Below are 8,241 nucleotides of genomic sequence, written 5' to 3'. Positions count from 1 at the left end.
CGATCTGGCGCGTCAGCTCGACGTCCTCGCGCGAGGGCGAAGGATCGCCCGAGGGGTGGTTATGGGCGAGGATCACCGCCGAGGCGGCGAGCTCGAGCGCGCGGCGCATGATCTCGCGCGGATAGGCCGGCGCGTGGTTCACGGTGCCGACGCCCTGCACCTCGTCGGCGATGAGGAAGTTCTTCGCGTCCAGAAACAGGACGCGCAGCTCCTCATGGTCGAGATGGGCCATCGCCGCGCGGCAATAGTCGACGACCGCCGGCAGGCTCGAGAGCGAGGGGCGCGTCTCGATCTCGGCGCGGGCGAAACGGCGCGCGGCGGCCTCGACGATCTTGAACTCGACGATCGCCGCCTCGCCGATTCCGTCGATCTCGGCGAGCCGCTCGGGCCGCGCCGCCAGCACGCCGGAAAAGCTTTTGAAGCGCGCGAGCAGCGCCTTGGCCAGCGGCTTCACGTCGCGCCGCGGCATGGCCCGGAACAGGATGAGTTCGATGAGCTCGTAATCGGCCAGCGCCTCGGCGCCGCCCTTGCGGAAACGCGCGCGCAGGCGCTCGCGATGGCCGTGCTCATGCGGGACGGCGGCCTGAACGGGCGCCTCGACGCCGGCTCCGGCGGGCGGGCGTTCCTCCGCAGGCTTGGCCCGGGGCCTGCGCCCGGGGCCGTCGCCGCTCACGCCGAGGTCGCGTAGGGCGGGCAGTTGAGGCCCCTGGGCGAGAGGGTGAACACCTCATAGCCCGATTCGGTGACGCCGACCGCATGTTCGAACTGCGCCGAAAGCGAGCGGTCGCGGGTGACGGCGGTCCAGCCGTCGGACAGGATCTTCACCTGCGGCCGGCCGAGATTGATCATCGGCTCGATGGTGAAGAACATGCCGGGGCGCAGCGTCACGCCCTCGCCGCGGCGGCCGTAATGCAGGATGTTCGGCTCGTCGTGGAACAGGCGGCCAAGCCCGTGGCCGCAGAAGTCGCGCACCACGGAGCAGCGCTCGCCCTCGGCGTAGTCCTGGATGGCGGCGCCGATGTCGCCGGTCGTCGCGCCGGGGCGCACGACGGCCATGCCGCGCATCAGCGCCTCATACGTGACCTCGATCAGCCGCTGCGCGCGGCGCGGCGCCTCGCCGACGACATACATGCGGCTCGAATCGCCGTGCCAGCCGTCGACGATGAGCGTCACGTCGATGTTGACGACGTCGCCGTCCTTGAGCGGCTTCTTGTCGGGCATGCCGTGGCAGACGACATGGTTGATCGAGGTGCAGATGGACTTGCGGTAGCCGCGATAATCGAGCGGCGCCGGATAGGCGCCGTGGTCCATGGCGAATTCGAAGGCGAGCTCGTCGAGCCGCTCGGTGGACACGCCGGGCCTGACATAGTCGACCATCAGGTCGAGCGCCTCGGCGGTGAGCCGCCCGGCGCGCCGCATGCCGGCGAAGGCGTCTTCGCCGTGCAATCTGATATGGCCTGCCCTGCGGCCCGAGGCCTCCACCGCGTCGACGAAAGTCATTCTGCCCGAAGTCCTGGCCGCAAGGTTTTGATCATGGCTGCGGCTTGCAATTTAAGCCTTTGACGCCGCAAGGCAAGGGGAGCGTCGCCCGACCCGGCGCTCAATCCGCCTTGATCACGGCGCAGGCGATGCGTCCGCCGGCGTCGCCCGCGGGCTGCGAGGCGTAGTCGTCGGGCTTGGCGTGGAGGACGAGCGACGAGCCGTCGGCGTCGAGAAGCGGCATGGCGCCGCCCTCGATCGTCACCTTGTCGTTGAACGCCTCGATGGTCATCGTTCCGTCGGCCAGCGCCGTCTGGTTCGTGACGTCGCCCGCATGCGGGCCATGCTCGGTCATGAAGCCATGCTTCGACCCGGGCGCGCCATAATGGCCCCCCGCCGACTTGAAGCCGTCGGCCGCGTCGCAGACGCCTTTTTCGTGAATGTGGAAGGCGTGGACGCCGGGCGGAAGCTTCGACAGCTTCGCCTCGATCAGGACGCCGTTCGGCGACGGCTTCAGCGTCGCGGTCCCGATCTTCGCGCCGGAGGCGTCGATGAAATCGGCGTGCGCCGTCCGCGACGCGCTCCCGGGAGCCGTTTCGGCGAAAGCCGCGGCGGGCGACGCGATGAGGCAGGCGGCGAGGAAGAGCTTCATGGGACGGCCTCGGGAGCAGAAAGGAAATGAGCAGGTGAGGGGATGAATGGCGGAAGACTGAGGGGCAAAAGACTGAAGGGCGGAAAGCTGAAGGGCAAAGACCTGGACGAGCGCGGCGGCGCCGCCGCCGCGGGGCAGGCCTTGTTCAACGAACGAGGGCCGGCCGGGGTTCCGGGTCACGCGTGACGGGCGGGCGTCGTCAGGGTCGGCGCGCCGGAGAGGCGCGCGCCGGCGCGGGCGCGTCGGGACGCCGGCGCCTCTCAAGCTGACGAAATATTCAGATTTAAGCGTTTGCTAAGAGAACGCTTAAGACATGCGCGCCGCCCCGACCTATCCCGGACTGGCGAGCGGCGGCGAACGGGCCTGCCATCCGGGATCGGCGGCGGCCGTCGATCTTCCGGCCTCTTCGACGCCCGCCCGCCTCTCCACGCGGAGAGACTGCGCAAGCGCCCGCCGCTGGCGGCGCCAATCGAGGAGGCGGCTGATGACCATGACTGTTTCAGGCGTTGCGAGCGAAGGCGGCGCCTTCGCGGGCGCCGCGTCGCATGACGCTTCGAGGCCTCGGCTTTTCGTGACGCGCTCGTTTTCGGTCGGCCTCGATCGCGAGATCGACATGCGCTATGACGCCTGGGGCCAGCAGGCCTCGGTCTGGAGCGGGGCCGAACTCGCCGCCGAGGCGAAGGGCGCCGACGCGATGCTGGTCAGCGCCGCCGAGCGGCTGAGCGCGCAGGTCATCGAACATCTGCCGGCGACCGTGCGCGTCATCGCCACGGCCTCGGTCGGGACGAGCCACATCGACGTCGCCGCCGCGCGCCGCCGCGGCATCGCCGTCGTCAGCGCGCCCGAGGCCGGCGTCGTCAGCGCCGCCGAACTCGCCTTTCTGCTGATGCTCGGCGCCTGCCGCCAGGCGGCGCAGGGCGAGGCGCTGATCCGCTCGAGCCGCTGGGCCGAGGCCGGCGCGCCGCTCGTCGGCACGGAGCTCGCGGGCAAGCGCCTTGGCGTCTTCGGCCTCGGCCGGGTGGGGCGCGCGATCGCCCAGCGCGCGCGCGCCTTCGACATGGAGGTGCATTACTGCAACCGCACCCGCCTGCCGGCGGAGCTGGAGCAGGGCGCGGTGTTCCATGCGAAGCCCTATGGGCTGTTCGCGATCAGCGACGTCCTGTCGCTGAACGCGTCCGCCTCGCCCGAGACGCGCGGCGCGCTCAACGCGCAGACCATCGAATGCCTGCCGCACCATGCGGTGATCGTCAACGCCGGGCATGGCTCGCTGATCGACGACGCCGCGCTGATCGCGGCGCTGCGGACGCGCCGCGTCGCCGCCGCCGGGCTCGACCTCGACGCCGACGGCCGGACGCCCGACCCGCGCTACGCCACCCTGCCGAACGTGTTCCTGCTGCCCCATCTCGGCACGGCGACGCGCGAGGCGCGGGCCGACATGGTGCGGACCGTGCTCGACGCGCTCGACCGCGTGCTCGCCGAATCCGGCCCCGTCCAGGTCCCGCGCATGTAGGCGCGCCCCCGTCGGCCGTCAGTCATAGTCGACGTGGAGCGCGTGGGCGAAGGGCCCGACGCGCTCGAGGCGCCCGGCGCGGCCGGGCGCGCGGCGCAGGTTCTCGCGCGCGAGCAGCGGCTTGACGAGGAGCGGCAGCAGCGCCTCGTTCATGCGCGCGGCGAAGCATTCATGCAGGCCGAGGCCGAAATGCAGCCGCTCATGGGCGAGCCGCCGCGCGTCGAAGCGGCGCGGCCCGCCAAGGCGCCGCCCGTCCATCATCGCCGAGGAGGAGGCGGCGCGCACCATCGCTCCCTTGGGGATTTTCGTGGCGCGGCGCGTCCCCGGCGCCAGGACGCAATCCTGCGTCGCGACGCGCGTCAGCAGCGGGGCGAGCGGATCGAAGCGCAGCGCCTCGAGAATATGGGCCGAGAGCAGGGCGTCGTCGCCGGCGCGCGCCGCGGCCTGCGCGCTCCTTAGCGCCTGCGGGCGGCGCAACAGCTGGTCGAGCGCCTGCGCCAGGGCGATGGCGGGCTGCGGCAGGCCGCCGACGATGAGCCCGACGAGCGCGGCGCAGATCGCCGCGTCGGTCGGGGCGCCGTCCTGACGCTGCGTCGCGAGCAGGCGGCCGAGCACGTCGTCAGGGCCGTCCCCGGCGGCGCGCCGCGCGTCGATCGCCTGCTGGATCCGGACGCGCAGCCGCGGCGCGCGCGCGCGCCTGCGCATGGAGCCAGGGGCTGCCGTCGTCGGCGAACTGGAATTCGAACAGGAGCCCGGCCGAGGTCGAAAGATCGCCGTCCCCCGCCGCCGGCGCGCCGACGCCGAGATAGGCGGTGAACACCTCGAACACCGGTCGGCGCGCCAGGGCGTCGACGACCTCGATGCGGCCCTTGCCCGCCGTGACGGCGTCGGCCGCCGCGCGTTCGATCGCGGGCGCGAGCCGCGTCGCGACGTCTCCCGGCCGGACCGCCTTGCGCAGGGCTCCGGTCGCTGCGTCATGCGCAAGCGGATCGTCGATCGCGAGGAAAAAAGGCTCGTCGCCCACCACGATGTCGAGGTTCTGGCGGTAGGGCGTCGCGAACAGATGCGGCTCGAGCAGGATCTGGCGCACGTCGTCGCTGCGCGTCGCGACATAGACGTCGCCGGCGCGCCAGATCGGGCGGACCACCCGCGCGAAGGCGAAAAAGCGCGGCAGCGCCGCCCTGAGCACGACGCCGTTCAGCCGAGCGAAAAAGCCCGGCGTGGGGCGCGGCGCAAGGTCGGGCGCGTCGGCGCTCATGACGTAAAAAGATAGTTCAGCGCCGGAAGGCTCGGCAGGAAGAAATACTCCCCGCCGGCCATCCGCACGAAGGTCTCGACCGGGGCGACGCGCCGCAGCGGCTCCTCGCGGATGGTGAACTCGCCCGCCGGCCCGACGAGCGGGTCCTTTTCGCGAAACAGCGTCGCGAAGCTCGGATTGAGAATCCAGTTCTGCTGGATGAACTCGAACTGCCGCGCGATGTCGGTGTTGAGGCAGATGAACAGCAGGCCGCGCTCCGCCCCGTCGTCGACCGACGGGTCGGCGACCTTTGGCCCGTAGTTGCGGCCGCGCCGCAGGATGCGGTGGCTGTTCGAGGAGGCGAGCATGGTCGGGGCTGAGGCCGCGTCATGGGCCAGGCCGTCGCGCGGGTTGGCGCGCCTGACATGCGAGCCGGTCGGGCACCCGATCCCGTAGGGATCGTCCATCCTGAAGCCGAAGTCGTTGCGGGGGGCCCCGTCAGACCGGGCGGCGAGCGGCCCCGACGGGCAGAGCAGATGGCCGTCGCGGGTGCGGCCGACGATGCGTTCGGCGAGCCATTCGGCCGTGACGTGGGTCGCCGAGGGATCCTCGCGCCGGAGCGCCTCGGCGCCCCTGTGGGCCGAGCGCCAGAAGGCGGCGACGTCCTGCCTCAGTTCGCGCACCACCATATAGGTTCCGTCGAGGCCGAGATTGCGGAATCCCTCCGGCGCGCCGTCCTGCGGCAGTCCCGCGGCCCTGCCTCTCTCGTCGTCGGCGACGAGCGGGCCCTGCGCCCGCTCATGATGCGAATCCCTGTGCCCGAACAGAAAGTCGCCGAGCGGCGCGCCGTTCCAGGGGTCGCGTCGGGCGGGCGTGACGGCGGCCTGCGCCGGGTCGAGCCCCTCTTCCTCGGTTTCGAGGCTGAAAGGCGTCGGCTGGGAGACGCCGTCGGCGAAGCCGAAATGCTCGCGGGCGACTTTCTTGTCGCCTTCGATGTGGAGGCTGAGGGCGAGCGTGCGCTCGACGACGACGCCGCAGGCGAGGAGGGCGGCCTCGACCGCGCCGGCGCGCTGTTCGAGCTTGTCCGGCGTCGCGTCGTAAAGCGTCAGCAGCGCGTGGATGGCGAGGGGCGTCGAGACGGTCTCCTCGGTCGCCCGCTCGACGGCTTCGAGCCGCGCGACGACGGCCGGCGCGGCGGCGCCCACATTGCCGCTCCACAGCGGCCCGCCGTCGACGACGCTCGGCAGCCATTCTCCGTCGTAGCGGTCGCCGAGGCGGCGCAGCCGGTCGGGCTGGAACATGCCTTCTTTGAACGGAATCGAGAAACTGTCGAGCGCCGCGTCGGCGAGGCCGAGCGCCTTGAGCCCCGTAAAGGTGAAGGCGAGGACGGCGGCGCTGTCCTCCTTGCCGTCGGCGTCGGAGATCGGCGCGAGCTCCTGGATTTTCCGCCACAGGGCGGCCTTGGCCGATGCGGCCTCGGCGCCCCAGCCAAAGCGCAGGAACAGGGCCTTCGCGCAGGGCAGCGCGCTGAAGCCGCTGACGATCAGGCCCTGCGCCTGCGCGTCATGCGGCGCGTTGAGCCTGACCGAGCCCGAGGCCTCGCTTGCGGGGGAGGGGAGGGGCGCGCTCACAGGTCGCGCGCCCAGGCCGCGGCCTCGGCTTCGGCGAGCGACGGCTTGCGCAGCCCGCCCGCGACGCGGAAGTTGCGCTCAATCTGGTCCACCGTCAGCTCCTTGTAGGCGCTGTACCAGAAGCGGCTCATCGCCATCGAGTGCCGCGCCCATTGCTTGAACTTGCGGCCGTGGCTCGCGCCGTCGCGCACGAGAAAGCTTGTGGGCGGAAAGCCGACGCCGCAGCTCCAGGCGAGCGACAGCCCCTCATGCGCCTTCTCGATGAAGTCGTCGAGGTAGCTTTCCCAGCTCAGATCGAAATTGCTGAAGAACATCAGCCGCGATCCGTTGTTGACGAAGGCCCAGTGGGCGAAATGGATGGTGCGCATCGAGCCGAGATAGCCGTCCGCCGCCTTGACCCGCAAAAGCAGGCCGAGGCCCAGATGGCCGAGCCGGACGACGATCGCGCGCAGGATTCCGGGCTTGAGCAGCACGATGCTGCCCATGTGGTTTTGCGGAATGCGGTCCTCGCGCCGCGCCATCAAGAGCAACAGCTCCGGATCGACCGAAGGCGCGTCCTGCGAGGAGTCGCGCAGTTCGAGGCGCCGCAGCCACACGACGATCGCGGGGACGATCACGAAGGCCGCGCTGAACAGGCCGAGCGCCAGAACGCCCAGGCTCCGCGTGAACAGCGCGTTGAAGGGGCCGCCCGAAAACAGCCAGACCGCCGCCGCGGCTGCGAGCGCGGCGGCGACGAGATAGGCGAGCGCCGCGGACAGGATCAGCCGGTTCGACGCGACGCCCGCGAAAACCTGCAGCCAGACCTTGAGGAGCGGCAGGCCGGCGCCGACCTGCACGCCCTTGCCCGCGAGCGGGTTGCGCATCCTGTAGATGACGCCCATCAGCGCGAGCGACAGGACGACCGAGCCGAGCAGATGCCAGTGCGCCGGCACGAACAGCGCGAGAACCGCGCCCGGCAAAACGAGCGCGCTGACGACGAGCGCGGCGAAGCCCGCAAGGCGCGCGACGTCGGCCGCCTTTTCGAGCGGCGGGATGCGCTCGGGCGCGGGCTCGCCGAGCCAGGGGTGGCGCTCGAGCAGGGCGGCGCGCAGACGCGCATGGATCTCCTGCGCCGGAAGCCCGCGGTAGACGCCGCGTCCTGCGCCGTCGCGGCGCGCAAGCTCCGCGCGCGCCGCCTCAAACAGCGCGCCCTCGTCGACGATGCGCGCGCGCGCAAGCCCCCTGTTGCCATGGTGGAACACGGAAGGGCGGTGGGTCCGCGCTTCGAAATAGGCGGCGAGCGGCGAGCCCGAATCAGGCCGGGTCACGGCGTCGTAGAGCGGGCCGGCCTCGTCGGCCGGGCGCTTGCAGCAGCGCAGCATGGGCCGCACGTCGGCGCCGAGCGCCGCCTCGAACTGCGCCCAGAACGGGCCGGGGGGACCGTCGAAATTGACCTCGATGGTCAGCGCCGGATCATATTCGGCGCCCTCGAAGACGCTGATCGACATGAAATGCAGCAGCGGGACGCGGTCGGAGAGGCGGCCGAATTTGGCGGCCTCCTCGTCCTCGCGCAGCTGCATGACGAGCCCCTTCAGCCGGTCGAGGCTTTCCGGCTGCGCCTCAAGAACAATGGAGAGCGTCGTCTGCTTCATTTTGAGGGCCGTATCAGGCGAAGCGTCGGCCGTGGCGGACGCCGAATGCCGACAACGCTGCAAAGATATGCTCAAGCCTTGAGGAAGTCCTTATCTTTTGC

The 8,241-nt window shown here is 71.1% G+C and carries 8 protein-coding genes; 1 reads left to right on the top strand and 7 read right to left on the bottom strand.

What is annotated here, in order from left to right:
* The 3 genes from radC to ACILRB_RS10175 form a co-directional block, all read right to left on the bottom strand.
* Positions 1-673: DNA repair protein RadC (gene radC / locus ACILRB_RS10185; protein ID WP_395666186.1), on the bottom strand; the 673-nt coding region annotated here is incomplete at its 3' end.
* Positions 670-1,500: a type I methionyl aminopeptidase gene (gene map, locus ACILRB_RS10180; protein WP_395666185.1), complete on the bottom strand. Its 831-nt coding sequence runs from the start codon at positions 1,498-1,500 to the stop codon at positions 670-672. The genes radC and map, both read right to left, overlap by 4 nt.
* A gap of 100 nt (positions 1,501-1,600) precedes the next feature.
* A complete protein-coding gene (locus ACILRB_RS10175; RefSeq protein ID WP_395666184.1) occupies positions 1,601-2,131 on the bottom strand; it encodes a superoxide dismutase family protein in 531 nt (176 codons plus the stop codon).
* 484 nt (positions 2,132-2,615) lie between these two features.
* Between ACILRB_RS10175 and ACILRB_RS10170 the strand changes: the two genes are divergently transcribed.
* Complete coding sequence (locus ACILRB_RS10170) at positions 2,616-3,641, top strand: NAD(P)-dependent oxidoreductase (RefSeq protein ID WP_395666183.1); 1,026 nt, start codon at positions 2,616-2,618, stop codon at positions 3,639-3,641.
* 18 nt (positions 3,642-3,659) lie between these two features.
* Here ACILRB_RS10170 and ACILRB_RS10165 read toward each other — a convergent pair whose 3' ends face one another.
* The 4 genes from ACILRB_RS10165 to ACILRB_RS10150 are packed head-to-tail and all read right to left on the bottom strand — an operon-like array spanning position 3,660 to position 8,140.
* Positions 3,660-4,346: a cytochrome P450 gene (locus ACILRB_RS10165; RefSeq protein ID WP_395666182.1), complete on the bottom strand. Its 687-nt coding sequence runs from the start codon at positions 4,344-4,346 to the stop codon at positions 3,660-3,662.
* Positions 4,261-4,899 (bottom strand): hypothetical protein, encoded by a 639-nt coding sequence (locus ACILRB_RS10160; protein WP_395666181.1) that lies wholly within the window; start codon positions 4,897-4,899, stop codon positions 4,261-4,263. The genes ACILRB_RS10165 and ACILRB_RS10160 overlap by 86 nt, the downstream gene beginning before the upstream one ends.
* Positions 4,896-6,509 carry a Dyp-type peroxidase gene (locus ACILRB_RS10155; protein WP_395666180.1) on the bottom strand — a complete coding sequence of 538 codons (1,614 nt, stop codon included), beginning with the start codon at positions 6,507-6,509 and terminating at the stop codon, positions 4,896-4,898. The genes ACILRB_RS10160 and ACILRB_RS10155 overlap by 4 nt, the downstream gene beginning before the upstream one ends.
* Complete coding sequence (locus ACILRB_RS10150; protein ID WP_395666179.1) at positions 6,506-8,140, bottom strand: hypothetical protein; 1,635 nt, start codon at positions 8,138-8,140, stop codon at positions 6,506-6,508. The genes ACILRB_RS10155 and ACILRB_RS10150 overlap by 4 nt, the downstream gene beginning before the upstream one ends.
* Between the last annotated feature and the right edge of the window lie 101 nt (positions 8,141-8,241).

Source organism: Methylocella sp. (assembly GCF_044226135.1).
Taxonomy (GTDB): domain Bacteria; phylum Pseudomonadota; class Alphaproteobacteria; order Rhizobiales; family Beijerinckiaceae; genus Methylocapsa.
This window is presented reverse-complemented; position numbering and strand designations above follow the sequence as displayed.

Coding starts and splice junctions, on each gene's coding strand:
- map (WP_395666185.1), bottom strand. CDS start 1,500: ATGACTTTCGTCGACGCGGTGGAGGCCTCGGGCCGCAGGGCAGGCCAT.
- ACILRB_RS10175 (WP_395666184.1), bottom strand. CDS start 2,131: ATGAAGCTCTTCCTCGCCGCCTGCCTCATCGCGTCGCCCGCCGCGGCT.
- ACILRB_RS10170 (WP_395666183.1), top strand. CDS start 2,616: ATGACCATGACTGTTTCAGGCGTTGCGAGCGAAGGCGGCGCCTTCGCG.
- ACILRB_RS10165 (WP_395666182.1), bottom strand. CDS start 4,346: ATGCGCAGGCGCGCGCGCGCGCCGCGGCTGCGCGTCCGGATCCAGCAG.
- ACILRB_RS10160 (WP_395666181.1), bottom strand. CDS start 4,899: ATGAGCGCCGACGCGCCCGACCTTGCGCCGCGCCCCACGCCGGGCTTT.
- ACILRB_RS10150 (WP_395666179.1), bottom strand. CDS start 8,140: ATGAAGCAGACGACGCTCTCCATTGTTCTTGAGGCGCAGCCGGAAAGC.